Genomic DNA, 21,748 nt, shown 5'->3' with positions numbered 1-21,748 from the left:
CTCAGGGAGGTTGCGATGCGTTTCTCCAAGTTACTTCTTTCTGTCTTTGCTGCCATCACTAGCCTTGCGCCAGCCTGGGCGCAGGAAACCGATCCGCCCGAACCCATCACCGTCAGCGGCAGCGCGACCGTCGCGTCCGACTATCGCTTTCGCGGCGTCTCCCAGAGCGACAAGCAGGTGGCGGTCCAGGGCGGCCTCACCATCGCACATGAAAGCGGCTTCTATATCGGCACCTGGGGCTCGAACCTGGCCGGCTGGGGCACGTTCGGCGGCGCCAACCTCGAGCTGGACCTGATCGCGGGGTACAAGGGAGAGGTCGGCAACGGCGCGGTCGACGTCGGCGTGACCTGGTACACCTATCCCGGCGGGGCGGACGAGACCGATGTCGTCGAGCTCTATGGCAAGCTGTCCGGCACTGCAGGTCCGGCGAACCTCACCGCAGGCGTGTTCTACGCGCCCAAGCAGACGTCGCTTGGCAACTTCATGGCGCATCCCGACGGCGACCGCGGCGACAATCTCTATCTGTCGGGCGATGGCACGGTCGGCATTCCCACGACGCCGCTGACGGCAAAGGCGCATATCGGCTATTCGCACGGCAATCCGGGCCTGGGGCCGAACGGTACCAGCCTGGCGCCAACCGGTGAATATTTCGACTGGCTGCTGGGCGTGGATGCGACGTGGAAGCAGCTGACGCTGGGCGTCGCCTATGTCGACACCGACATCAGCCGCCGCGAGTCGGCCTATCTCGGCTCCGGCTTTGCGAAGACCAAGGACGGCAGCCCGATCGCGGCGAGCACGGTGGTGGTGTCGCTGACCGCAGCGTTCTGAGGACGGGGCCACGGGCGTTGTCGCGCGTGGCCCTGGCCGCCTGTCCGACAAGGCCTCTCCGTAGGCGCTACAACCGCCGCTAAAGCTGCCGCAACCCTGCGGAGGCAGGAATCCAGGGCGAAGCAGAACAGCCGACCGCGTATGACGCCCTGGGCTCCTGCCTCCGCAGGAGCACGGAAACAGGCTGCGCAAAGATGTCGCCCTTCGCCGGTCACAGGGCAGGTGTGACGGGCACATAAAAAGGGCCGCGACTCGCGTCGCGGCCCTTTTCCGTTTCCGGCTGCCGAACCGCTTACGGCGTGGTGCGCGCGGCCTGGCCGTCGCCTTCCGGCGCCGCGATGATCTGCTGGGTGGTCGAGCCCTTGTCGACCACCGCCGTGTCCGGATCGGCGACGGCCGAGCGGACGCCAGCATCGGCCGCGGCAGTGCCGCCGGCCTGCTGGAGCGCGGCGCGCTCGCCGGCGCTGCGCTGGGCTTCGCCGCCGAACATCGCCTGGAGCGCCTGGGTGGAAGCGCCGGCTTCCTGCGGACGCGGCGCGCCCGGCTGCGGCGGCACCAGCGCGAAATCGGGCGGGATCACCAGCGGCGCCTGACGCGCGACGGCGAACTCGTCCGGACGGGCACGGTTGAGCCCCCCCGACGAGCCGCAGCCCGCGAGGGCAAGGGCGAGCGCAACGCTCGCGGCGGCATGAATTTTACGCATTTACCTTCTCCCCAGCGGGCGTTTCGGCAGGCTTGTCGCGCACCAGCACCGCGCGGACAAGCAGGATCAGCACGCCGATGGTGATGGCGGCATCGGCGACGTTGAAGATCAGGAACGGGCGCCACGTCCCGAAGTGCAGGTCGAGGAAGTCGACCACATAGCCGAACCGCACCCGGTCGAGGATGTTGCCGAGCGCACCGCCCAGCACCAGCCCAAGCGCGAACAGGTCGGGCCGGCTCTTTTCGCGCAGCATCCACCACGCGACGCCGCACGCGATCGCGGCAGTGAGCAGCACCAGCAGCCAGCGCATCACGCTGCTGTCGGCCGGAAGCAGCCCCAGCGACACGCCGACGTTCGGCACGAAGCGGAGGTCGAAGATCGGCAGCAGGATGCGCTCGTCGCCCGGCCGGGCCACGCCCAGCGGACCGGTGACGACGAACTTCACCAGCTGGTCGACGATGAAGATCAGCCCTGCGAGCAGGAAGCCGTGAAAGCGGGTGCGTTGCATCAGGATACTACCTCTGCACAGCGGTGGCACAGCGCATCGTCCTCTGCAACTTCCGGCAGGTGACGCCAGCAGCGACCGCATTTGAGCTTGTGCGTGCGGGCGACGCCCACGCCGTCCTCCGAGCCCTTGGCCACCGACGCCACGATGAACGCCTCCGTCAACGCGCTTTCGGCGAGCGGAAGCTCTGGCACGGTCACATCCGCCTCCAGGCTGGAGCGCACGATCTTTTCGCGGCGCAGCGGCTCGATCGCCTCAGTGACCCGCTCGCGGAGACGTCGGACGTCGTCCCAGCTGGTGGCAACCGCGTCGTCGGCGGGCAGCGCCGGCAGCTCGGGCCATTCGAGCAGGTGGACCGAACCGTCCTCGCTCGGATAGCGCGCCTGCCACACTTCCTCGGCCGTGAAGGCCAGGATCGGCGCGGCATAGCGGACCAGCGCGTGGAACAGCAGGTCGAGCACGGTGCGATAGGCGCGGCGCTTGGGATCGTCCGCGGCGTCGCAATAGAGCGAGTCCTTGCGGATATCGAAGAAGAACGCCGACAGATCCTCGTTGGCGAAATCGGTCAGCGCGCGCGCATAGCGGTTGAACTCGTACGCCTCGGCCGCTGCGCGCAGCTCGACGTCAAGCTTGCCGAGCAGGTGGAGCACGTAGCGCTCCAGCTCGGGCATGTCGGCGACCGCGACCCGCTCCGCGTCGGTAAAGCCGTCGAGCGCGCCGAGCAGATAGCGGAAGGTGTTGCGCAGCTTGCGATAGGTGTCGCCGGTGCCCGCCAGCACCTCCTTGCCGATACGCACGTCCTCGAAATAATCGGTCTGCGCAATCCACAGCCGCAGGATGTCGGCGCCCGACTCGCCGATCACCTTCAGCGGATCGACGACGTTGCCCAGGCTCTTGGACATCTTGCGCCCGTTGCCGTCGAGCGCGAAGCCGTGGGTCAGCACCGCGTCGTACGGCGCGCGGCCGCGGGTGCCGCAGCTTTCCAGCAGCGACGACTGGAACCAGCCGCGATGCTGGTCCGACCCCTCCAGGTACAGGTTCGCGCGGGTGCCGGCGCCGTAGCGCGCCTCGACCACGAAGGCGTGGGTCGAGCCCGAGTCGAACCACACGTCGAGGATGTCGGTGACGACTTCATAGTCGGCGAGCGCATAGTCAGGGCCGAGCAGCGCCTGGTGGTCGGCCGCGAACCAGGCATCCGCGCCGCCGGTGCGGAAGGCGTCGAGGATGCGCGCGTTCACCGCCGGGTCGCGCAGGTATGCACCGGTCTGGCGATGGACGTAGAGCGCGATCGGCACGCCCCAGGCGCGCTGGCGGCTGATCACCCAGTCGGGACGTCCCGACACCATCGAGGCGATGCGATTGCGACCCTTTTCCGGCACGAAGCGGGTCTGCGCGATCGCGTCGAGCGCGAGTTCGCGCAGGGTGGCACCGTTGCCGGCGGCGGTCTCGGCGCCCTGCTCCACCGTGTCCGCCGCGCTCTGGTCCATCGGGATGAACCACTGCGGCGTCGCGCGGAAGATCACCTTGGCCTTGGAGCGCCACGAATGCGGATAGCTGTGGCGGAAGTCGTCCGACGCGGCGAGCAGCGCGCCCGCTTCGCGCAGGTCGCGGCAGATTGGCCCTTCCTCCAGCTTCGCGCCGTTACCGGACGCGGTGAACTTGGGGTTGATGACGCTGCCCTGGCCGCCGAGCCACGCCCAGTCGTCGCGATACTTGCCGTCGCCGGTGACCGCGAACACGGGGTCGATGCCGTACGCCTTGCACAGCGCGAAGTCGTCCTCGCCATGGTCCGGCGCCATGTGGACGAGGCCGGTACCCGCGTCGGTGGTGACGAAGTCGCCCGGCAGCATCGGCCGCGGCTTGGCGAAGAAGCCGCCGAGCGCGTGCATCGGGTGGCGGACAACGGCGCCGGCGAGTTGCGCGCCGGTGAAGCTTTTGAAGATGTCACCCCATTTCAGACCGGGCTCGACGCCAAGACGGTCCTTCCGGGCAGGCAGCGTTCCGCCGCTCAGCCGCGTCAAGAATGCTTCGACGAGCGGAACTGCGACGAGGACGCGGATGCGGCCGAGTTCTACAAGCGCGTACTCGATCTCCGGGCCATAAGCCAAAGCCTGGTTCACCGGGATCGTCCACGGCGTGGTCGTCCAGATCACCGCATGCGCACCGACCAGCTCGGGCGCGTTGGGCGCCTCGACGATCTCGAACGCGACGTCGATCTGGGTGGAGACGATGTCTTCATACTCGACCTCGGCCTCGGCGAGCGCGGTCTTTTCGACCGGGCTCCACATGACCGGCTTCGCGCCGCGATAGAGCTGGCCCGACTCGGCGAACTTGAGCAGCTCGCCCGCAATCGTCGCCTCGGCCTCGAACTTCATGGTGAGGTACGGGTCTTCCCAGTCGCCGAGCACGCCCAGCCGCTGGAACTGGCCCTTCTGCACGTCGACCCAATGCGCGGCATAGGCGCGGCATTCGGCGCGGAACTCGGCCGGGGGCACCTCGTCCTTGGACCGCTTCTTGGCGCGATACTGTTCCTCGATCTTCCACTCGATCGGAAGGCCGTGGCAGTCCCAGCCGGGAACATAGGGCGCGTCCTTGCCCATCAGCGTCTGCGAACGGACGATGATGTCCTTGAGGACCTTGTTCATCGCATGGCCCATGTGGATGTCGCCATTGGCGTAGGGCGGGCCGTCGTGGAGGATGAACCGCTCGCGGCCCGCGCGCTCGCGGCGCAGGCGGTCGTACAGCCCGATGCGCGCCCAGCGATCGAGGATCGCCGGTTCCTTGGCGGCAAGGCCGGCCTTCATCGGGAAGTCGGTCTTCGGCAGGAAGACGGTGTCGCGCCAGTCGCGCTTCGCGTTCGGTTCGTCGGTCATGGAACCGCGCCGATTAGAGGATGCGGGGCCGGGGGTGAAGCGCGAAGTGTCAGGCCGCCGTCCCAGCCGCGATCAGTCGCGGCAATAGCCCTCGCCCAGCGACACGGTCAGGCAGTCCTTCTTGCCTGCCAGCCACTTCAAACCGGTGGCATCGCCATCGGTCGCGCGCAACGTGTGCGCGCCGTCCGGACGGGTGAAGCGGATGGTGTCGCCCTCCGCCACGCCGTCGAAGCTGCCCTTGTCGTCGAGCGTATACTGCATCGCGACCGTATAATGGCGGGGTCCGCGCTCCGGATCGGCGGCGATGTCGAGGAACAGGCCCTCCACCCCGCGCCACCGCCCGATCCAGGCGTCGGCGGTCGCGGCGCTGGTGGCAGCAGGTGTCGGCGTGACGGACGGCGTGGGCGTCGGTGTGGGAGTCGGTTCAGGAGCCGGCGTCTCGGTGGCGGCAAGGCTGCTGTTGTGCACCGCGCGCTCCACGGCTTCCCCTTCGGCGCGCCGCTCGGCCCGCTGTTCGCATCCTGCCAGCATCACCAGCATCGTCACAAAGATCGTAGCGCGCATCGCGTTCCTCCCGCGTTGTGCCGCCTGTCTAGCGTTCGCAGGCGCACACGGCTAGGCAGCAGCCGACCCAGTTTGCCAAGGCTTTCACCATGTCCCATCGCATCGCCCTTGCTTCCGATCACGCCGCCGTGTCGCTGAAGGCAGCGCTCGTCGCCTGGCTGCGCGAAGCCGGGCACGAGGTGGTCGACCTGGGGCCGGAGGGCGAGGCGAGCGTCGACTATCCCGACTATGGCTATGCGCTCGCGCGGGCAGTGAGCACGGGCGAGGCAGAGTTCGGGGTCGCACTGTGCGGATCGGGCATCGGCATCTCGATCGCGGTCAACCGCCACGCCCGCTGCCGCTGCGCGCTGGTCAACGAGCCGCTGTCGGCACGGCTCGCCCGCGAGCACAATGACGCCAATGTCCTGGCGATGGGCGCACGGCTGGTCGGCATCGAAATGGCCAAGGCCTGCATCGAGGCGTTCCTCGCCACGCCCTTTGGTGGCGAGCGCCACCAGCGGCGGGTGGACAAGCTGAGCCAGCCGACGCTGGACTGAGGCCTTCCGGGCACCTCCCCACGCCGCTCCTCAACCCCGTTTGTCTCGAGTAGGGATCGAGCTTGTCGAGAGCCCGTATCGAGAGAGCCGCCCACCTCTCGGCACGCCGTCTCGACAAGCTCGACGGCTTCTCGAGGCAAACGGACATGCACGGACGAAGCAACATACGGCCCCAACAACGGGTAGCGTTCGCGCGCACGGCGTCCTAAAGGCTCGCGCGACCGGCCAGCCCGAGCCCCAGGAGGCGCATTCATGAGCAGCAATCCGCAGACCCATCAGGTCCAGCCCGACGGTTTCTTCACCCGCACCCTGGCCGATGCAGACCCGGCCATCTTCGCCGGCGTCGCGCATGAGCTCGAGCGCGAGCAGACCCAGATCGAACTGATCGCCAGCGAGAACATCGTCTCCAAGGCGGTGCTCGAGGCGCAGGGCTCGGTGTTCACGAACAAGTACGCCGAGGGCTATCCGGGCAAGCGCTATTACCAGGGCTGCGCCCCGTCCGACGAGGTCGAGACGCTGGCGATCGATCGCGCCAAGCAGATCTTCGGCTGCGGCTTTGCCAATGTGCAGCCGCATTCGGGCGCGCAGGCCAATGGCGCGGTGATGCTGGCGCTGACCAAGCCCGGCGACACCATCCTGGGCATGAGCCTGGATGCCGGCGGCCACCTGACCCACGGCGCCAAGGCGGCGATGTCGGGCAAGTGGTTCAACGCCGTGCAATATGGCGTGCGCCGCGAAGACCATCTGATCGACTATGACCAGGTCGAGCAGCTGGCCAAGGAGCACAAGCCGACGCTGATCATCGCCGGTGGCTCCGCCTATCCGCGTCACATCGACTTCGCCCGCTTCCGCGCGATCGCGGACGAGGTCGGCGCCAAGTTCATGGTCGACATGGCGCATTTCGCCGGCATCGTTGCCGCAGGACTCCACCCGACCCCGTTCGGCCATGCCCATGTCGTCACCACCACCACCCACAAGACGCTGCGCGGGCCGCGTGGCGGCATGGTGCTGACCAACGACGAGGCCATTGCCAAGAAGATCAACTCGGCGGTGTTCCCGGGTCTTCAGGGCGGGCCGCTGATGCACGTGATCGCCGCCAAGGCGGTCGCCTTTGGCGAGGCGCTGCAGCCGGAGTTCAAGAGCTACATCGCTGCGGTGGTGGAGAACGCCAAGGTGCTCGCCGCGACCCTCAAGGAGCGCGGCAGCGACATCGTGTCGGGCGGCACCGACACGCATCTGGCACTGATCGACCTCTCCCCGCTGGGCGTCACCGGCCGCGACGCGGACGAGGCGCTGGAGCGTTCGGGCATCACCTGCAACAAGAACGGTATCCCCTTCGACCCGCTGCCCCCGGTCAAGACCAGCGGCATTCGCGTCGGTTCGCCGGCGGGTACCACCCGCGGCTTCGGCACGGCCGAGTTCCGCGAGGTCGGCAACATGGTCGCCGACGTGCTCGACGGCCTCGCCGCCAAGGGTGAAGCCGGCGATGCGCAGGTCGAGGCCGGGGTCCGCGAGCGGGTTCGTGCGTTGTGCGCACGGTTCCCGATCTACGGAGGCTGATCATGACCGACTATCCGAACGACATGCCCAAGAAGTCGCTGGGCAAGAGCATGGCGAAGTGGGCCGCATTGGGCGCCGTGGTCGCCATTCCGCTGCCTTTCGTCGGCTCGGTCCTCGGTGCCGCTGCGGGTGCGGGCTATGCCTATTACAAGGGCAAGAAGCAGGCCTGAATGCGCTGCCCCTTCTGCGGACATGATGCGAGCCAGGTAAAGGACAGCCGCCCCACCGACGATGGGGCGGCGATCCGCCGCCGCCGCCAGTGCGAGGCCTGCGCCGCGCGCTTCACCACGTTCGAGCGCATCCAGCTGCGCGAGCTGTGGGTGCTGAAGAGCGAGAGCCGCCGCGAGCCGTTCGATCGCGAAAAGCTGCTCCGCTCGGTCGCGATCGCGACCCGCAAGCGCCCGGTCGAACAGGCCCAGATCGAGCGTCTGGTGTCGGGCATCCAGCGCCAGCTGGAGACCACCGGCGACACGGAAATCCCCGCCCAGCGCATCGGCGAGATGATCATGGAGGCGCTCAAGGGCCTCGATTCAGTCGCGTACATCCGGTTCGCGAGCGTCTACAAGGACTTCCGCGAGGCGCGCGACTTTGAGGAATTTGCGGGGAACGTGGCCGAGGTGGGGCGGGAGTAACACTCCTCAACCGCTGGCCCGCCACTTATACCTCCGTTCGTCCTGAGTAGCGGCTGAGCCTGTCGAAGCCGCGTATCGAAGGACGGAGACGCCGATGTCCTTCCAAGCCTACCTCCTGCGCTGCGCCGACGGCAGCTATTATGCTGGCCATACCGATGACCTAGACCGCCGGATGGCCCAGCATCAGTCCGGCACCCTTCGCGGCTACACTGCCGAACGCCGACCCGTGACGCTGGTCTGGAGTGAAACCTTCGACAGCCGGGAAGAAGCCGTCGCCGCGGAAATCCGGTTGAAAGGCTGGTCGCGAGCGAAGAAGGAGGCGTTGATCGCGGGCGATTGGGACCGCGTGCAGGCGTCGGCGCGCAAGTCCTTCGATACGGGGCTTCGACAAGCTCAGCCCCTACTCAGGACGAACGGAACCATGAACGAAGCACCTGACCCTTCCTCCTTACCAACACTGTCCCCACCCCCCGTCATCGTGCTGGTGCGTCCACAACTGGGCGAGAACATCGGCAAGGCCGCGCGCGCGATGCTCAATTTCGGGCTGGTGGAGATGCGCCTCGTCTCCCCGCGCGACGGCTGGCCCAACCCGCAGGCGGGCCCCGCGGCCAGCGGCGCCGACGTCGTGCTGGAAAAGGCCCAGGTGTTCGAAACCGTTGCGGACGCGGTCGCCGACTGCACCCACGTCTTTGCGACCACGGTGCGCAAGCGGGGCGTCACCAAGCCCGTCGTCACGCCGGAGGAAGCCGCCCGCGCCATCCGCAGCGATGCCGGCCGCGCCGCGATCCTGTTCGGGCCGGAGCGCTCCGGGCTGGAGACCGACGACGTGGCACTGGCGCGCACCATCGTGACCGTCCCGATCAACCCGGAGTTCGGTTCACTCAACTTGGCGCAAGCGGTGATCCTGGTTGCGTACGAATGGTCCAAGGGCGCCGACCTCGCGAGCCCGCCGGAAACCGAACTCGATCCGCCAGCGCCGCAGGAGGAACTGGAGGGCATGATCACCCAGTTGGACGGCATGCTGGAGGAGGGCGGCTATTTCTTCCCGCCGGATCGCGTGCCGACTACGCGACGGATGCTGCGCACGCTGCTCACCAAGCCGGGTTGGAACGCGCAGGAAGTGCGCACGGTGCGGGGGATCCTCTCGACGCTGGCGCGACCGCGTCAGCGGTAGGCGCTCCCATCCGTCGTCACGCTGGAGGGCGTTACCGCCGGTCGAACGCCGCCAGCTCGTACGCGATCGACGCTTCGACCAGTTGCTCCCACAGTTCGCCGACGACGTCCTCCGGCACGCCGAGCCGCGCCGCCTCGGCGCGCGCGTTGGCGATGACCTGGGCCTTGCGCGCCTCGTCGCGGACGTGGCCGCGCTCCGGCTTGATGCGGGCGGCGGCGTCCATATAGGCGAAGCGGCGGGCGAGCAGCGCCAGCAACTCGCGGTCGAGCTGGTCTACGCCGGCGCGGACTTCGCGCATGGTGGTGCAGTCGGGACCGGAAAGGATCGTCATGCAGCGCGCCTAGGCGAGCGGCCCCCGATCTGTCCATACGGCCTGTCCAGCTTGACTCCGGCACTCGCTTGGCGCTAGGCGCGCGCCTTCGCAATCGGCTCCGCACCCCGGTGAAGCGGCAGCCCTGCCGGTCGTTCTTCGATCCCAGCAGCGCGAAAGACCGGGAATCGCGATCGCTTCCGAGCGATCACCGTTGTTGCAGTTGCAAGGAATACCAAATGTCGAAGCGCCATAGCGCCAAGTACAAGCTCGACCGTCGTCTCGGCGAGAACATCTGGGGCCGTCCGAAGAGCCCGGTCAACAAGCGCGAGTACGGCCCCGGCCAGCACGGTCAGCGCCGCAAGGGCAAGATGTCGGACTTCGGCATCCAGCTGCGCGCCAAGCAGAAGCTCAAGGGCTACTACGGCGACGTCACCGAGAAGCAGTTCAAGCGCACCTATGAAGAAGCGTCGCGCATGAAGGGCGACACCGGTCAGAACCTGATCGGCCTGCTCGAGCAGCGCCTGGACATGATCGTCTATCGCGCGAAGTTCACGCCGACGATCTGGGCCGCCCGCCAGCTGGTGAGCCATGGCCACATCCGCGTGAACGGCGTGAAGTGCAACATCGCGTCGCGTCGCGTCCGTCCGGGCGACGAAATCACGCTGGGCAGCAAGGCGCAGGAAATGGCGCTGGTGCTTGAGGCGCAGAGCCTCGCCGAGCGCGACATCCCCGACTATGTCGCGCCCGACGGTGCGGCCAAGGTCACCTTCACCCGCGTGCCGAGCCTCGACGAGGTGCCGTATCCGGTGAAGATGGAACCGAACCTGGTCGTCGAGTTCTACTCGCGCTGATCGGATCCGGACCGCGGCACCCGCCGCGGCCCACCGGCGACACGAAGAGGGCGGCCCCTGCGGGCCGCCCTTTTTCTATGGCGCGATCTTCAGGCTGGTGCGCAGGAAGGCGTCGGTCTGCGCGAGCATGCGCGTACGCGCATCGCTGTCGTCGAGGTAATGGTCGAGGCCCTTGAACTCGACAAAGTCGACCTTGCCGCCGGCATCGCGCAACCGGTCGGCCATGAGCCGCGATTCGGCGACGCCGACGTTGCGATCCAGGTCGCCGTGGAACAGCAGCACGGGCGCCTGGATGCGTGCCGCGTTCTGCGCGGGGGATCCCTCGCGGACATGCGCTCCATGGCCGATGAACTGATCCACCAGCAGGAAGTTGGTGAATTGGCGCGACTCCTCGCGCAGCCGGTCGAGGTCCGTCACCGGCGCTATCGCGACAATCGCCTTGAACAGCGCCGGGTCGAGAACCGCCGATTGGAGCGCGGCATAGCCGCCATAGGACCACCCCAGCACGGCAAGCTTGTCCGGTTTGGCAACGCCCTGCTGCACCAGCCAGCGACCACCATCGTTGACGTCGCCGACTGCGGTCCGCCACGACTGGAAGCCGTTCTTCTGGAACCAGGCGTCGCCATAGCCGGCCGATCCGCGGAAGTTCGGCTGGAGCACCGCAAAGCCGCGCGCGGCAAGAAATTGCGACAGCCAGTCGAAACCCCATTCGTCGCGCGCACCCGGCCCGCCGTGGGGAAGCACGATCGCACCCACGGTCTTGGCGGCACCGCCGGCGGGCATCGTCAGATAGGCCGGGATCTGCGTCCCGTCGGCAGCCGGATAGGTGATCGCCTTGACCGGTGCGAGCGTGGCAGCGGCCAGTTGCGGGCGCGCCGGCAGGATCTGCTCCAGCGCCCGGCTTTGCTTGTCATAGACATAGTACATGCCGGGATCGACATCGCCGCTTGCCAAGAGCAGCAACTGCTTCTCGTCGGCGCTTGCATCCAGGAAGGTCACCAGCGGCTGCCCCGGCAGCGCCCGTTGCAACGCGCCCTGCAGCGCCTTGATCTCCGGATCGAAGAACACCGCCTGGCGGCGATCGGTGGCGAAGCTTGCGCCCACCACCCGCGATTGGCGCCCGATCTGGATCAATCCGTCGACGTCCACGTCCGGGCGCGCCAGCACCAGCTCCCGCTTGCCGCTGCCGTCCAGCGCCAGCCGGTACAAGGCGCTGCGGCCATCGTACAGATCAAAGCCGTAGGCGACGTTCAGGTCCGGATCGACCGCATAGGGGTTGAAGCCGGCGCGGCTGCTGACGTTGAACGTGCCGAGCGGCTGCCAACCGCGGCTTTCCGGCAGCCGGTAGGAATAGTTGACCTGATCGCCGTTGTAGCCGGACGCTCGCGCCGACTGGATGCCCATGATGCGCACGGTACCGTGCCCGTCGCTCACATAGTCGACGACATTCCCGCGCGGCTGCTCCACCTGCCGGCGCGCAAGCGTGGTGGTGTTCACCTGTTCGACGCCCACGCCCTTCGCGCTGCTCGCCAGCATCGTGCCGGTCGTGCTTTCCGGTACGTGGCTGCGCGTCATCAACACCGTGCCGCCCTTGTCGTCGGCCAGCCGGTCGATCAGGCGTCCGCCGTCATAAAGCGTTCCCAGGGCGCGGGTGGATGTGCGCGCGCTCAGCACCTTCATGTCGCCACCATCGCTGTTGAGCGAGATCAGGCGGGTGAACCCGAGCAGGTCGGGTCCGGGCACGACCGAATAGATGCCGCACACGATCCGCTCGTTGGTGGACCAGAAGCAGTGCGTCAGCCGCTCCGGTTCCCCGCTTGACGTCAGGATCTGCTTGGGCTCGCCACCCTTGTCGCGATCTCCGACGAGCAAGCCGACGCCGCGCGCGCCGGCCGGAGCCAGCAAGGCCACCTTGCGACCGTCCGGCGAGATGCTGATCTGCTGCACCTGCTCCCGGGCGCCAAACGCCGCGGCCAGCCGCGTTGCGTCTGCATCCGTTGCCGGCCCCGGCGCCTGCGCCCAGGCCGACATGCCGGCGCACAGCAGCGATGCGCCGGAAACCCAATGCACGAACTTCATTCGGAAATCCCCCTCTTCCCCACATCAGGATGTCGACGCTTCCGCGGCTTGGCAAGCGGCGTGCGCGGCGGCGGACGCCTTGCTGCGCAGCAGCCGCCCCGCGGGCAGGCGGCGCCCCTTCCCCACCCGGGACGGCGCCGCTAAGGACGGCGCCATGACTACGCCGCCTCCTGCCGAATGGGCCCGCCACGATGCCGTCTGGATCGGGTTCCCCAGCCATCCCGAACTCTGGCTCGAGGATCTCGAGCCGGCGCGTGCGGAAGTCGTCGCCTTTGCGCGCGCGGTGCACGCCGATGGCGCGGGCGAGCGGGTGCTGCTGGTCGCCGCTGACGAGGAAGCCGCTGCGGCCGCGCGGGCGCTCGCCGGCGACGTCGCCGACGTGGTGGTGGAGCCGTTCGGCGACATCTGGCTGCGCGACACTGCCGCAATCCTGGACGGCGACGGCAAGGCCCACGACTTCGCGTTCAACGGCTGGGGCGGCAAGTACGACCTGCCAGGCGACAACAGCGTCGGCGCCGGGCTTGCCCGCCAGCGCGGGATCGCGGCCGAAACGCACGACTGGATCATCGAGGGCGGCGCCATCGACGGCGACGGCACCGGCCTGGTCGTCACCACCGAGCAGTGCCTGCTGAACCCGAACCGCAATGGCGAGGGCTTTACGCGTGACAAGGCAGAGGCGCTGCTACGGTCCGACCTCGGCTACACGCGCTTCCTGTGGCTGGGCGACGGGCTGCTCAACGACCATACCGACGGCCATGTCGACAATCTCGCCCGCTTCGTAGGCCCGAACCGGCTGGCGATCCCCGAGCCAGCCGAGGATGATCCCAACGCTGAGGTGTACCGCGACGCCGCCAAGCGCGCGGCAGCAGCCGGCGTCGAACTCGTTCGCATCCCCTCTCCCGGCCGGGTGGAGTCCGAGGACGAGGTGATCCCGGCAAGCTACATGAACTTCTACATCGGCAACGCCGCGGTGGTGGTGCCGGTCTATGGCCAGCCGAGCGACGATGCGGCAGTGGCGGCGCTTTCAGCGATCTTCCCGGATCGTAAGGTGGTGGGCCTGCGCGCCGACCATATCCTGACCGGCGGCGGCAGCTTCCACTGCATCAGCCAGCAGATCCCGAGCCGCTGATCGCATTCGGGTGCGGCGGTCGGTCGCCGCGCCCGTATCCGCCTCTGGCAACGCGGGCCAGTTCGACTACATAGCGCGCCATGACCGAAATCACCGTCGCCGCGCTGCAGCTCGCCTTTTCCAACGACATCGATGCGAACATCGCCAACGTCACTCGCCTGGTGCGAGAGGCGCATGCGAAGGGCGCGCACGTGATCCTGCCGCCCGAGCTGTTCGAGGGCGAGTATTTCTGCCGCGTCGAGGACGAGGGCCTGTTCGCCAACGCCAAGCCGGTCGGCGAGCACAAGGCGGTGCTGGCGATGCAGGCGCTCGCCGCCGAGCTGAAGGTCCACATTCCGACCAGCTTTTTCGAGGCGGACGGCCCGCATCACTATAACTCGCTGGCGATGATCGGCCCTGATGGACAGGTCCAGGGCGTCTATCGCAAGAGCCACATCCCCGACGGCCCGGGTTATGAGGAGAAGTTCTACTTCCGCCCCGGCAACACCGGGTTCAAGGTGTGGGACGGCCCGGCCGCCAAGATCGGCGTCGGCGTCTGCTGGGACCAGTGGTATCCCGAAACCGCCCGCGCGATGATGCTGATGGGCGCGGAACTGCTCTTCTATCCGACCGCGATCGGCAGCGAGCCGCACGACACCAGCCTCGACACCGCCCGGCTGTGGCGCCGCGCGATGGTCGGCCATGCAGTGTCGAACGTGGTGCCGGTGATCGCCGCCAACCGCATCGGCACCGAACACGGCCAGCACTTCTACGGTACCAGCTTCATCTGCGACGAGCGCGGCGACATCCTGGCCGAGCTCGATCGCGAGGAAGAGGGGGTGATCGTGGCGACGCTCGACATCGATCGGGTGAAGCGCCACCGCGCCGCGTTCGGCTTCTTCCGCGATCGCCGGCCGGAACTCTACGGCCGGCTGACGCAGGACGTTTGACGCCTCATGCGCCGTCGCGCAGCGCCAGTGCCCGCTCGAACACCGCCTCGAACATTGCGGTCGTGAGCCGGCCGGTGTTCTGGTTGTAGCGCGAGCAGTGATAGCTATCGAGGAGGATGCGTCCGTCGGGCATGCGGTGTTCGGCGAGATGCCCGAACTTGGCCTTGGGCAGCTTGCCCCCCAGCGCCTTGACCGCCGACTGGTGTGCGATCTGGCCGAGCGCCACGAACACGCGCACGCGCGGCAGCGCCGCGATCGGCGCCTCCAGGAACGGGCGGCAGGTGCGGATCTCCTCGGGCGTGGGCTTGTTCTCAGGCGGCAGGCAGCGCACCGCGTTGACCAGCATCACGCCCCGAAGCGCCAGCCCGTCGTCGGGCCGCGCGTCGAACACCCCCTCGGACAGGCCGTATTTGGCGAGCGTGTCGTAAAGCAGCGTCCCTGCGTAATCGCCGGTAAAGGGCCGGCCGGTGCGATTGGCGCCGTGCTTGCCGGGGGCGAGGCCCACGACTGCCAGCCATGCATCGGGATCGCCGAACGCCGGCACCGGCGCGTTCCACCAGTCGGGATATTCGTGGCGCAGGGCATCGCGAAAGCCGACAAGGCGTGGGCAGAGCGGGCAATCATGGGGCGGTTCGGTAGCGCGAAGCGGGCTTTCAGCAGGCATGACGCTGCGGTAGGCGCGCTGGCATGGCAAGGGCAAGCTATGCGATCGCGATCGGCTCCAATCGTCCCGGACGGCACGGCCGACCCGAGCAGGAGGTCGCCGCGGCGCTCGTCGCGCTGGGCGGCGTCGTGGCCGCAGCACCGGTGATGCGCAGCGCGCCGCTGGGCCCTTCGCTGCGCCGCTATGCCAACACGGTCGCGCTGGTCGAAAGCGCCCTCTCTCCGCCCGAGATGCTCGCCCGCTGCAAGGCGATCGAACGCGGTTTCGGCCGTCGTCCCGGACGCCGATGGGGGGCACGCGTGCTCGACCTGGATCTGGTGCTCTGGTCCGAAGGCGCCTGGGCCAGCCCCGGCCTGATCATACCCCACCCGGCGTTCCGCGCGCGCGACTTCGTGCTCGAGCCACTTAGCCAACTGGTGCCGGACTGGCGCGATCCGGTGAGCGGGCGTACGATCCGGCAATTGGCGTACGGCCTGCGGCGGCCGCATGTAGTTGACCGGACCGCTTCGGCTTCGTAGGGCGCGCGGCAGGCATTGTCGCGGCGGTGGCATCATCGTGCGGCGCCCAGTGCGGCATCGGAAAGATCGCCGGTGCAAGGGTATGGGCTCGTAGCTCAGTCGGTAGAGCAACGGACTTTTAATCTGTAGGTCCCGGGTTCGAATCCCGGCGAGCCCACCATCCCCGGCCTTAAGCGCAGCCGCCGCGCGGTTGCCTCGGCCACGATCCGCTGCGACATGCAGGCCATGGCACCCCCTCTCCTGCCCCTTGATCCGGAAGCGCATGCGTCGCGCCGGCGGCCGTGGCCGCTGATCGCGGGCGTGCTCGTCGCGATCGCGCTGCTTGCGCTGTTGTTCCTCGCCTCGGCGATCGCGCGCGGCGACGTGCTCGCGTTCGACCGGACCCTGATCCTGGCGATGCGCGTGCCCGGCCATCCCGCAGTGCCGATCGGGCCGCCCAAGCTGCCGTCGATCGCGCGCGACATCACGGCGCTTGGCAGCGGAACGGTGCTCACGCTGGTGGTGGTGGTCACGACCGCACTGCTGCTGCTGCATCGTATGTGGCGGACGGCGGCCCTGGCCGTTGTGGCGACGCTAAGCGGCAGCACGGCGGTGTCGCTCCTCAAGCAGCTGTTTGCGCGCGCACGCCCCGACCTGGTCGAGCATCTGATGCGCGAAACCTCCAACAGCTTCCCGTCGGGGCACAGCGCCAACAGTGCGATCGTCTATCTGACGGTCGCGACCCTGCTGTTCCCGTTGATCCCGCTGCGGCGCGTACGGCTGTTCGTCACTGCTGCTACCATGGCGATCGTCGGCATGATCGGCGTCAGCCGGGTCTATCTGGGCGTGCACTGGCCAAGCGACGTGCTCGCCGGCTGGATCTTTGGCGCGTTGTGGGCGCTGGGCTGGTGGCAGGCCGAACTGATGCTGTTCCGCAGCGCTCGTCAGCGCGCCGCGGCGGGCGGCTGACCGAACGGTCCGCACCAGGGCATCCGCCGGCAGCGATTGTGTCGCGCGGGGGCGTTCCTATCTTGAGGCGAACGCGGGTTTGCGATCGGAAGCGCTGCTGCTGGTCACCCCGTGCGCCATGTTTGTTCAGGAGATATTTGATGGCTAGCGAAGTCGCGACCCTTGCGGGCGGCTGTTTCTGGTGCACCGAGGCGGTGTTCCGCGACGTGATCGGCGTGGAGTCGGTCGAAAGCGGCTATATCGGCGGCACCGTGCCCAACCCGACGTACAAGCAGGTTTGCGGCGGCGACACCGGCCATGCCGAGGCGATCCGCATCACCTATGACGCCGACCAGATCAGCTACGACCAGATGCTCGACATCTTTTTCGCGACGCATGATCCGACGCAGCTCAACCGCCAGGGCAACGACGTGGGCACGCAATATCGTTCGGCGATCTTCCCGCACGACGCCGACCAGGAGGCGCGCGCACGTGCCGGCATCGAGCGTGCGGGCGAGAGCGGCGGCAAGATCGTCACCACGATCGAGCCGCTGGGCGAATGGTACCCGGCCGAGGGGTATCACCAGGAATATTGGGAGGGCGAAGGCCAGCGGAACCCCTATTGCCTGGCAGTGATCCCGCCGAAGCTGCAGAAGCTGCGCAAGAGCTTCGCGGCGCGATCCAAGGCAGCGGCGCCGACTGCGGCTTGAGCGAGCGGGCGCGGACGACGCCTCAGGCCAATCCCAGCCGTTCGTCCTGAGTAGCCATTGAGCGAAGTCGAAATGGCGTATCGAAGGATCGCCGCAGGTGCTTCGATACGGGTCTTCGACTTCGCTCAGCCCCTACTCAGCACGAACGGTGCCGTGAGAACTCCCCTACACCGCCGCTCGCGCGAGCCGGTCGTTGATCGCCGCGCCCAGGCCGTGGCGGGGTACGGGCGCCACTGCGATCCGGGGCTTCGACGCGGCATCCGCGCGGTGGAGGCAGTCGAATAGCCGCGCCGCTGCCTCCGTGAGGTCGCCGGTCGCCGACAGCGTGTCGTCGCCGCCCGTCGCGCCGAACCCGATCATCCATTCGTCGGGCTCTGCTTCGATCACGTCAAGGCGCACCGGCTTGCCCGGCGCATAGTGGCTGGCGAGCTGCCCCGGCGCTTCGATCCCCTCTCCCGCACCGCCCGGCATCGCGCCGAGGATCGCGGCCACCTGCTCGGCCGCGATGGGGCCAGGCCGCAACAGCCGCACCGTGCCGTCGGTGCAGGCGAGGATCGTCGACTCCAGCCCGCGCTCCGTCGCGCCGTCGTCGATCACGAGCGGGATGCGCGCGCCAAGGCTCGCCACCACATGCGCCGCGCGGGTCGGGCTGATGCCGCCGCTTGCATTGGCCGACGGTGCGGCGAGCGGCTTGCCCGTCGCGGCGAGCAGCGCGTGCATCGCGCGATGCGCGGGCACGCGGAGCGCCACGCTCGACAAGCCGGCGGTGACCAGCGACGCGATCCCCGCTCCCTCGCGCAGCGGCAGCACCAGCGTCAGCGGCCCCGGCCAGAACGCCTCCGCCAAGCGCCGAGCATGTGCGTCGAACCTCGCCAGCGCCTCGGCCGCGGCCTGGTCGGGCAGGTGGACGATCAGCGGGTTGAAGCTTGGCCGCCCCTTGGCAGCGTAGATACCGGCCACTGCGCCGGCATCGGTCGCGTCGGCCGCCAGCCCATAGACGGTCTCGGTGGGTACGGCCACGCACTGTCCGTCCAGGATGGCGCGCGTGGCTTCGGCAATCGCCTCCGGACCGAAAGGCAGGCAGCGCGGCGCTGGCAAAGAAGCGGCAGAGGACACGATGCTGCCGCTATCGCCCGAAATCGGCGCCCACAAGAGCCGATCGCGCCGTCCTCAGGCGGCGAGCAGCGGCGAACGTGGCGACGCCCGGGTCACGCCATTGCCCAGGCTGTGGATGCCGCTGATCGGAAGCGCCGTGTGGCAAAAGGCGCATTCCGCCGACATCCGCCCGACGAACCAGTGGCTCTGGCCGCAACCAGGGCAGTGGTTGGTCTCGGAAAGCCGGTAAGCGACACGATACCCGGTCGCGCCGGGCACGAAACTGCTGACCTGCGGCATGATACTTCCCCTATTTCAACGGGGAAGAACGTCGGTGAACCGTGTCGGGTTCCCGACAAAGCGTCAGGCGTGCTCGAGCAGGTCGCGGAGATCGAGGCCCAGCAACGCGATCTGCGCGCGTACGCGCGGCCAGGTGCCGGCCAGGAACCGGTCCCGTTCGGCCAGCCGCAGCCGCTCGGCAGCACCGGCCAGCACGAACATGCCGACGCCGCGGCGCACCTCGACATAGCCGTCGTCCTGAAACGTCTGATAGGCCTTGGCGACGGTGAGCGGATTGGCACCCTGTTCGGCCGCAAACGCCCGCACCGACGGCAATTGATCGCCGGCTCGATATTCGCCGCGCAGGATCGCCGCAGCCACGATCGCGCGCAGTTTCAGGTACACGGGGCTGTCGTCGTTCTCAGTCGCTGCCATGCTGCCTTAATACAGCAACCGGGCGGTGGGTCCACCCCGGGGGTGATTGGGCGGGCCTGCCCCCTATCCCTGCCAGCGCGTCACCACCGCAGAGAGATCGGGCCGCGGCCGCTCTTCCAGCGGCTTGCCCGGCGTGCCGATGAAGACGAAGCCGACGACCCGCTCCGGATCGGCCCCAAACGCGTCCCGCACGGTGGGGGACATGCTGGGCCAGCCGGTGATCCAGCTCGCGACAAATCCCATCGCATGGGCGGCGTGCAACAGGTTCATGGTCGCCGCCCCGACCGACATCTGCTGCTCCCAAAGCGGGATGTGGCTTTCGGACCGCGGCGCCGACAGCACTACGACCAGGGCGGGCGCCGGCGCGCCGAACGTCGCCATCGCCTCCAGCTCCAGCCGCGCAGCGTCCGGCTTTTCGGCGCGATAGGCGTCCACCAGCATACCGTTGAACGCCGCGCGCCGGCCCTGCGGCACGACCACGAACCGCCACGGCGCAAGCTTGCCATGGTCGGGCGTGCGCGCGGCCAGCGCCAGCATGGCGTCGATCTGGGCGTCGTCAGGGCCGGGCGCGACCATCTCGCGCGGCTTGCCCGAGCGGCGGGTGGCGAGCAGCGAAAGCGGCGTGGTGCGATCGTTGAAGGTCATGGGCCCGGCCTAGCGCCATGCGTCAAGGGCAACAACTGCTTGGCACGCCGCGATTCTCCGCTAGTCTCGCGCGCCATGCACGCCTGGCGCCCGGGATCCGGGGCGCCGCCATGGCTTCAAAGGGGAATCTAGTGGCTGTTATTCCGGCAATCGCCGTTGCCTTTCTGTTGGTGTTGCTGGTCGGCGGCGCGTCCATCGCGCTGAGCAGCAAGCCCGAGTTCGCGGGCCATCCCAAGGGCCTCTACGTCCTGTTCTTCGCCGAGATGTGGGAGCGCTTCTCCTACTACGGGATGCGCGCGCTCCTGGTGTTCTACCTCACCAAGCACTGGCTGTTCAGCGACGGCGAGGCGAACCTGATCTACGGCGCCTACAACAGCCTGGTCTACGTCACGCCGGTGCTCGGCGGCTATCTCGCGGACCGCTATCTGGGCCAGCGCAAGGCGGTGCTGTTCGGCGCCATCCTGCTCACCATCGGCCACATGATGATGGGCTTCGAGGGCGACGGCGGCGGCAACAGCGGCGGCGCGATCAACGTCTTCTGGCTGGCGCTGGCCTTCATCATCGTCGGCACCGGCTTCCTCAAGGCGAACATCTCGGTGATCGTCGGCCAGCTTTACCCGCGCACCGACGCGCGCCGCGACGGCGCCTACACCATCTTCTACATCGGCATTAACACCGGCGCGACGCTGGGCACGATCCTCGCCGGCTGGCTCGGCGAGACCTATGGCTGGAGCTACGGCTTCGGCGCGGCGGGCGTCGGCATGCTGCTGGGCCTGATCGTGTTCGTCGGCTTCAAGCCGCTGCTGCTGGGCAAGGGCGAGAGCCCGAACCCGGCGGCGCTGGCGCGCAAGGTCGGCGGCGTGCGCTTTGAGCATCTGCTCTACGGCCTCGGCATCGCCTCGATCGCGGTCGCCTGGGCGCTGATCCAGTACCGCGACGTGATCGAGGTGCTGCTGGCGGTGAGTGGCGTCGCGCTGCTCGGCTATGTGCTGTTCGAATCGTTCCGCGTCGATCGCGAGGCGCGCCACCGGCTGTGGGTGATCCTGTTCCTGATCGCGCTCAACCCGGTGTTCTGGGGTCTGTTCGAGCAGGCGGGCGGTTCGCTCAACCTCTACACCGACCGCTTCGTCGACCGACAGGGCGTGCCGGCATCGATCTTCCAGTCGATCAACCCGCTCTACATCGTGCTGCTGGGCCCGATCTTCGCCTGGCTGTGGGTGTGGCTGGGCAAGCGGGGCCTGGAGCCGTCGACCCCGGCCAAGTTCGGCCTGGCGCTGCTGCAGGTCGGCTTCGCCTTCCTCGTGTTCGTGTGGGGCGCCAACTCGGTGGGTCCGGCGGTCGCGACACCGGTGTTGTTCGTGTTCCTGGTGTACCTGTTCCAGACCTCCGGCGAGCTCTGCCTGTCGCCGGTCGGCCTGTCGGCGATGAACCGGCTGTCGCCCAAGACGCTGGCCAGCCTGATCATGGGCGCGTGGTTCTACATGACCGCGGTCGGCCAGTTCGTCGCGGGCAAGATCGGCGAGGCGACCGGCGGCGAAGGTGGCGAGATGACCAAGGAGGGGACGCTCGCGGTCTACAACACCATCGGCTGGTGGACGATTGCCATCGGCGTGGTGGTGCTGGCGCTGGCGCCGTTCGTAAAGCGGCTGATGCACCTCGACACGCTGGGCGACGATGTCGACCATGCGCTGGCGGGCGAGGCGGAGATCGGCGAGCCCAAGGCGGCCGGCTTCAATACCAGCAACGAGACGCGCTGATCCGGACCGGGGCGCCGCACGGCGCCCCGGGTTCGCCAGTCA

At 68.2% G+C, this 21,748-nt stretch carries 24 protein-coding genes and 1 tRNA gene; 14 read left to right on the top strand and 11 right to left on the bottom strand.

The window, feature by feature from the left end:
- The first annotated feature begins 15 nt into the window (after window positions 1-15).
- Window positions 16-828 carry a TorF family putative porin gene (locus LK533_RS12485; RefSeq protein WP_229363329.1) on the top strand — a complete coding sequence of 271 codons (813 nt, stop codon included), beginning with the start codon at window positions 16-18 and terminating at the stop codon, window positions 826-828.
- Window positions 829-1,120: 292 nt separating this feature from the next.
- On the opposite strand, the gene LK533_RS12480 is transcribed toward LK533_RS12485, so the two are convergent.
- The 4 genes from LK533_RS12480 to LK533_RS12465 form a co-directional block, all read right to left on the bottom strand.
- Entirely contained in the window at window positions 1,121-1,531 is a 411-nt protein-coding gene (locus LK533_RS12480; protein ID WP_229363328.1) for a DUF3035 domain-containing protein, read from the bottom strand.
- On the bottom strand, window positions 1,524-2,039 hold the full coding sequence (lspA, locus tag LK533_RS12475) for a signal peptidase II (RefSeq protein WP_229363327.1): 516 nt from the start codon (window positions 2,037-2,039) through the stop codon (window positions 1,524-1,526). The genes LK533_RS12480 and lspA overlap by 8 nt, the downstream gene beginning before the upstream one ends.
- Window positions 2,039-4,909 (bottom strand): isoleucine--tRNA ligase, encoded by a 2,871-nt coding sequence (gene ileS / locus LK533_RS12470; RefSeq protein ID WP_229363326.1) that lies wholly within the window; start codon window positions 4,907-4,909, stop codon window positions 2,039-2,041. Before ileS ends, lspA begins: the two co-directional genes overlap by 1 nt.
- 72 nt (window positions 4,910-4,981) lie before the next feature.
- Entirely contained in the window at window positions 4,982-5,473 is a 492-nt protein-coding gene (locus tag LK533_RS12465) for a hypothetical protein (RefSeq protein WP_229363325.1), read from the bottom strand.
- An 89-nt stretch (window positions 5,474-5,562) separates the two neighbouring features.
- Here LK533_RS12465 and rpiB point away from each other — a divergent pair, with 89 nt between their 5' ends.
- From rpiB to LK533_RS12440, 5 genes are all read left to right on the top strand, one after another.
- Window positions 5,563-6,009: a ribose 5-phosphate isomerase B gene (rpiB, locus tag LK533_RS12460; protein ID WP_229363324.1), complete on the top strand. Its 447-nt coding sequence runs from the start codon at window positions 5,563-5,565 to the stop codon at window positions 6,007-6,009.
- A 252-nt stretch (window positions 6,010-6,261) separates the two neighbouring features.
- Complete coding sequence (glyA, locus tag LK533_RS12455; RefSeq protein WP_229363323.1) at window positions 6,262-7,569, top strand: serine hydroxymethyltransferase; 1,308 nt, start codon at window positions 6,262-6,264, stop codon at window positions 7,567-7,569.
- A 2-nt stretch (window positions 7,570-7,571) separates the two neighbouring features.
- Complete coding sequence (locus tag LK533_RS12450; protein ID WP_229363321.1) at window positions 7,572-7,739, top strand: hypothetical protein; 168 nt, start codon at window positions 7,572-7,574, stop codon at window positions 7,737-7,739.
- A complete protein-coding gene (gene nrdR / locus LK533_RS12445; RefSeq protein ID WP_229363320.1) occupies window positions 7,740-8,201 on the top strand; it encodes a transcriptional regulator NrdR in 462 nt (153 codons plus the stop codon).
- Between the two features lie 94 nt (window positions 8,202-8,295).
- Window positions 8,296-9,375, top strand: a complete 1,080-nt coding sequence (locus tag LK533_RS12440) for a TrmH family RNA methyltransferase (RefSeq protein ID WP_229363319.1) — start codon at window positions 8,296-8,298, stop codon at window positions 9,373-9,375.
- Window positions 9,376-9,406: 31 nt separating this feature from the next.
- On the opposite strand, the gene LK533_RS12435 is transcribed toward LK533_RS12440, so the two are convergent.
- Entirely contained in the window at window positions 9,407-9,706 is a 300-nt protein-coding gene (locus tag LK533_RS12435) for a chorismate mutase (protein ID WP_229363318.1), read from the bottom strand.
- 218 nt (window positions 9,707-9,924) lie between these two features.
- Between LK533_RS12435 and rpsD the strand changes: the two genes are divergently transcribed.
- Window positions 9,925-10,539 carry a 30S ribosomal protein S4 gene (rpsD, locus tag LK533_RS12430; RefSeq protein ID WP_229363317.1) on the top strand — a complete coding sequence of 205 codons (615 nt, stop codon included), beginning with the start codon at window positions 9,925-9,927 and terminating at the stop codon, window positions 10,537-10,539.
- A 75-nt stretch (window positions 10,540-10,614) separates the two neighbouring features.
- Here rpsD and LK533_RS12425 read toward each other — a convergent pair whose 3' ends face one another.
- Window positions 10,615-12,618, bottom strand: coding sequence for an alpha/beta hydrolase family protein (locus tag LK533_RS12425; protein WP_229363316.1), 2,004 nt, complete (start codon window positions 12,616-12,618; stop codon window positions 10,615-10,617).
- Between the two features lie 154 nt (window positions 12,619-12,772).
- Here LK533_RS12425 and LK533_RS12420 point away from each other — a divergent pair, with 154 nt between their 5' ends.
- Together LK533_RS12420 and aguB are read left to right on the top strand one after the other, a co-directional pair.
- Window positions 12,773-13,747, top strand: a complete 975-nt coding sequence (locus LK533_RS12420; RefSeq protein WP_229363315.1) for an agmatine deiminase family protein — start codon at window positions 12,773-12,775, stop codon at window positions 13,745-13,747.
- Between the two features lie 80 nt (window positions 13,748-13,827).
- On the top strand, window positions 13,828-14,676 hold the full coding sequence (gene aguB, locus LK533_RS12415; protein WP_229363313.1) for an N-carbamoylputrescine amidase: 849 nt from the start codon (window positions 13,828-13,830) through the stop codon (window positions 14,674-14,676).
- A 4-nt stretch (window positions 14,677-14,680) separates the two neighbouring features.
- Here aguB and LK533_RS12410 read toward each other — a convergent pair whose 3' ends face one another.
- Window positions 14,681-15,340 (bottom strand): uracil-DNA glycosylase, encoded by a 660-nt coding sequence (locus LK533_RS12410; RefSeq protein WP_229363311.1) that lies wholly within the window; start codon window positions 15,338-15,340, stop codon window positions 14,681-14,683.
- 23 nt (window positions 15,341-15,363) lie between these two features.
- Here LK533_RS12410 and folK point away from each other — a divergent pair, with 23 nt between their 5' ends.
- The 4 genes from folK to msrA all read left to right on the top strand — a co-directional run bounded on the left by folK (window position 15,364) and on the right by msrA (window position 17,495).
- The gene (gene folK / locus LK533_RS12405; RefSeq protein ID WP_229363310.1) at window positions 15,364-15,858 is read left to right on the top strand and encodes a 2-amino-4-hydroxy-6-hydroxymethyldihydropteridine diphosphokinase; all 495 of its coding nucleotides are present in this window, start codon (window positions 15,364-15,366) and stop codon (window positions 15,856-15,858) included.
- An 84-nt stretch (window positions 15,859-15,942) separates the two neighbouring features.
- Window positions 15,943-16,018, top strand: a tRNA-Lys gene (locus tag LK533_RS12400).
- A 65-nt stretch (window positions 16,019-16,083) separates the two neighbouring features.
- Window positions 16,084-16,806, top strand: coding sequence for a phosphatase PAP2 family protein (locus LK533_RS12395; protein WP_229363308.1), 723 nt, complete (start codon window positions 16,084-16,086; stop codon window positions 16,804-16,806).
- Window positions 16,807-16,946: 140 nt separating this feature from the next.
- Entirely contained in the window at window positions 16,947-17,495 is a 549-nt protein-coding gene (msrA, locus tag LK533_RS12390; protein ID WP_229363306.1) for a peptide-methionine (S)-S-oxide reductase MsrA, read from the top strand.
- Between the two features lie 165 nt (window positions 17,496-17,660).
- Here the strand turns inward: msrA and LK533_RS12385 are convergent, their stop codons facing one another.
- From LK533_RS12385 to LK533_RS12370, 4 genes are all read right to left on the bottom strand, one after another.
- Window positions 17,661-18,611 (bottom strand): L-threonylcarbamoyladenylate synthase, encoded by a 951-nt coding sequence (locus tag LK533_RS12385; protein WP_420705856.1) that lies wholly within the window; start codon window positions 18,609-18,611, stop codon window positions 17,661-17,663.
- Between the two features lie 54 nt (window positions 18,612-18,665).
- Window positions 18,666-18,890 carry a hypothetical protein gene (locus LK533_RS12380; RefSeq protein WP_229363304.1) on the bottom strand — a complete coding sequence of 75 codons (225 nt, stop codon included), beginning with the start codon at window positions 18,888-18,890 and terminating at the stop codon, window positions 18,666-18,668.
- Between the two features lie 63 nt (window positions 18,891-18,953).
- Entirely contained in the window at window positions 18,954-19,304 is a 351-nt protein-coding gene (locus LK533_RS12375; RefSeq protein WP_229363301.1) for a GntR family transcriptional regulator, read from the bottom strand.
- A gap of 63 nt (window positions 19,305-19,367) precedes the next feature.
- A complete protein-coding gene (locus LK533_RS12370; RefSeq protein WP_229363299.1) occupies window positions 19,368-19,949 on the bottom strand; it encodes a nitroreductase family protein in 582 nt (193 codons plus the stop codon).
- A gap of 110 nt (window positions 19,950-20,059) precedes the next feature.
- Between LK533_RS12370 and LK533_RS12365 the strand changes: the two genes are divergently transcribed.
- Window positions 20,060-21,706, top strand: coding sequence for a peptide MFS transporter (locus tag LK533_RS12365; protein WP_229363298.1), 1,647 nt, complete (start codon window positions 20,060-20,062; stop codon window positions 21,704-21,706).
- The last annotated feature ends 42 nt before the right edge of the window (window positions 21,707-21,748 follow it).

Source organism: Sphingomonas sp. PL-96, from assembly GCF_020707215.1.
Lineage (GTDB): Bacteria > Pseudomonadota > Alphaproteobacteria > Sphingomonadales > Sphingomonadaceae > Sphingomonas.
Note: the sequence above shows the minus strand (reverse complement) of the source record. Positions and strands in the feature narration are given on the sequence as shown.

Excerpts from the sequence above, each read along its gene's own strand:
- msrA (WP_229363306.1), top strand. The coding sequence starts at position 16,947 with ATGGCTAGCGAAGTCGCGACCCTTGCGGGCGGCTGTTTCTGGTGCACC.
- LK533_RS12450 (WP_229363321.1), top strand. The coding sequence starts at position 7,572 with ATGACCGACTATCCGAACGACATGCCCAAGAAGTCGCTGGGCAAGAGC.
- LK533_RS12365 (WP_229363298.1), top strand. The coding sequence starts at position 20,060 with ATGGCTTCAAAGGGGAATCTAGTGGCTGTTATTCCGGCAATCGCCGTT.
- LK533_RS12435 (WP_229363318.1), bottom strand. The coding sequence starts at position 9,706 with ATGACGATCCTTTCCGGTCCCGACTGCACCACCATGCGCGAAGTCCGC.
- glyA (WP_229363323.1), top strand. The coding sequence starts at position 6,262 with ATGAGCAGCAATCCGCAGACCCATCAGGTCCAGCCCGACGGTTTCTTC.
- ileS (WP_229363326.1), bottom strand. The coding sequence starts at position 4,909 with ATGACCGACGAACCGAACGCGAAGCGCGACTGGCGCGACACCGTCTTC.
- LK533_RS12410 (WP_229363311.1), bottom strand. The coding sequence starts at position 15,340 with ATGCCTGCTGAAAGCCCGCTTCGCGCTACCGAACCGCCCCATGATTGC.
- LK533_RS12480 (WP_229363328.1), bottom strand. The coding sequence starts at position 1,531 with ATGCGTAAAATTCATGCCGCCGCGAGCGTTGCGCTCGCCCTTGCCCTC.
- nrdR (WP_229363320.1), top strand. The coding sequence starts at position 7,740 with ATGCGCTGCCCCTTCTGCGGACATGATGCGAGCCAGGTAAAGGACAGC.
- LK533_RS12380 (WP_229363304.1), bottom strand. The coding sequence starts at position 18,890 with ATGCCGCAGGTCAGCAGTTTCGTGCCCGGCGCGACCGGGTATCGTGTC.
- LK533_RS12440 (WP_229363319.1), top strand. The coding sequence starts at position 8,296 with ATGTCCTTCCAAGCCTACCTCCTGCGCTGCGCCGACGGCAGCTATTAT.
- lspA (WP_229363327.1), bottom strand. The coding sequence starts at position 2,039 with ATGCAACGCACCCGCTTTCACGGCTTCCTGCTCGCAGGGCTGATCTTC.
- LK533_RS12420 (WP_229363315.1), top strand. The coding sequence starts at position 12,773 with ATGACTACGCCGCCTCCTGCCGAATGGGCCCGCCACGATGCCGTCTGG.
- aguB (WP_229363313.1), top strand. The coding sequence starts at position 13,828 with ATGACCGAAATCACCGTCGCCGCGCTGCAGCTCGCCTTTTCCAACGAC.
- folK (WP_229363310.1), top strand. The coding sequence starts at position 15,364 with ATGGCAAGGGCAAGCTATGCGATCGCGATCGGCTCCAATCGTCCCGGA.
- LK533_RS12465 (WP_229363325.1), bottom strand. The coding sequence starts at position 5,473 with ATGCGCGCTACGATCTTTGTGACGATGCTGGTGATGCTGGCAGGATGC.
- rpsD (WP_229363317.1), top strand. The coding sequence starts at position 9,925 with ATGTCGAAGCGCCATAGCGCCAAGTACAAGCTCGACCGTCGTCTCGGC.
- LK533_RS12395 (WP_229363308.1), top strand. The coding sequence starts at position 16,084 with ATGGCACCCCCTCTCCTGCCCCTTGATCCGGAAGCGCATGCGTCGCGC.
- LK533_RS12370 (WP_229363299.1), bottom strand. The coding sequence starts at position 19,949 with ATGACCTTCAACGATCGCACCACGCCGCTTTCGCTGCTCGCCACCCGC.
- LK533_RS12375 (WP_229363301.1), bottom strand. The coding sequence starts at position 19,304 with ATGGCAGCGACTGAGAACGACGACAGCCCCGTGTACCTGAAACTGCGC.
- rpiB (WP_229363324.1), top strand. The coding sequence starts at position 5,563 with ATGTCCCATCGCATCGCCCTTGCTTCCGATCACGCCGCCGTGTCGCTG.
- LK533_RS12425 (WP_229363316.1), bottom strand. The coding sequence starts at position 12,618 with ATGAAGTTCGTGCATTGGGTTTCCGGCGCATCGCTGCTGTGCGCCGGC.
- LK533_RS12485 (WP_229363329.1), top strand. The coding sequence starts at position 16 with ATGCGTTTCTCCAAGTTACTTCTTTCTGTCTTTGCTGCCATCACTAGC.